Here is a 1,153-nt window from a genome sequence, read left to right on the forward strand (position 1 = left end):
TGAGTCGGATTCCGCGCGGGCATTGGTTCGGGTAAATGTCTTCGAGAGTGACGTTTCTAGCATATGTGCTGACGCTCGGTGTCACAGCGCAGCCGATGCACCTGTCAGCGGCAGCATGATAGGGCAGGGGCGCTGCTGCGCCGGAGAATAGGGCGATGCATCACGCGACGAGCCCTAGTTGCCGGATACCTCTGCCAACAAGAGTTTCTCGGCGTCAGCGAGCAGAACGCGGGCGTACTCGGAGATGAAAATATCGTCACCGTGATCCGCGCGCCCGAGAACAACGGGATGAAGGCGTCGAGCCTCCGCAGCGAATGCAGCTCGCGCGTCCGCGCCCACAAATTTGACGTCAGCGACGATTTTCTCGGCTACATCGTGGATCTTGCCGACGCGCTTGCCGCCGTCGGCGAGGATTACCGCGGTGGCGTTGATGCCACGGCCCGTTTGTTTGAAGACGATGCTTGAGGCGTCGATGGTGAATGCCATTCGTTGGACTTCCGAAGTTCGGCCAAACAGGGATGCTTGGCTCGTTCCCTGAGCCTACCGGCGGGTGGCAGATGTCAAGTATCCGCCGTTGTCCATCTTCCCCCCATTGCCACGGCGATTTCAGCTGGTCAAAATAGCGTCTGGCGCCCGCTGGGCGGCGCCACTTTCACCTTTAGGGTCTTACGACAAATGGCAACAGGTACGGTCAAGTGGTTCAACGACGCGAAAGGCTTTGGCTTCATTACGCCGGACGCTGGTGGAGATGATCTCTTCGCACACTTTTCAGAGATTCAATCAAACGGCTTCAAGTCGCTCGCGGAAGGGCAGAAGGTGACCTTCGACGAAAAGATGGGCCCGAAAGGGAAACAGGCGTCGAACATCAAGCCGGCATAAGCGATCTTGCACCGAAGCGCCTCGATGCCAGTCATCGTCATTCTGCCGCTCGATAGGCGGCTTTTCGACGCTCAGCGGCCATCTGTCGGGTGAGCTGGCCGTCTACTGCAAGTACGACGATAAGTTGATCGAGCAGATTCGGTCGCCATGACGGGCAAAAGCTTTGCACACTTCTGGCACTCAATTGCAGCTAGTGTTGACTTGGTTCCCGAAGCGCGTGCTGGTGCAGTGGACGGCAGTATTTGGCTGCACGACGATCGGCCGGCTGGCGCTT

2 protein-coding genes are annotated in these 1,153 nt (G+C 58.3%); one reads left to right on the forward strand and one right to left on the reverse strand.

Annotated features, from left to right (window positions below; genetic code table 11):
• Nucleotides 1–174: 174 nt before the first annotated feature.
• Nucleotides 175–486: a hypothetical protein gene (locus QCE48_RS31590; RefSeq protein WP_309788774.1), complete on the reverse strand. Its 312-nt coding sequence runs from the start codon at nt 484–486 to the stop codon at nt 175–177.
• A gap of 189 nt (nt 487–675) precedes the next feature.
• On the opposite strand from QCE48_RS31590, the gene QCE48_RS31595 reads away from it, so the two are divergent.
• Entirely contained in the window at nt 676–879 is a 204-nt protein-coding gene (locus QCE48_RS31595) for a cold-shock protein (protein ID WP_087633708.1), read from the forward strand.
• Nucleotides 880–1,153 lie beyond the last annotated feature (274 nt).

Origin of the sequence: Caballeronia sp. LZ024 (genome assembly GCF_031451455.1) — a bacterium.
Lineage (GTDB): Bacteria > Pseudomonadota > Gammaproteobacteria > Burkholderiales > Burkholderiaceae > Caballeronia > Caballeronia telluris.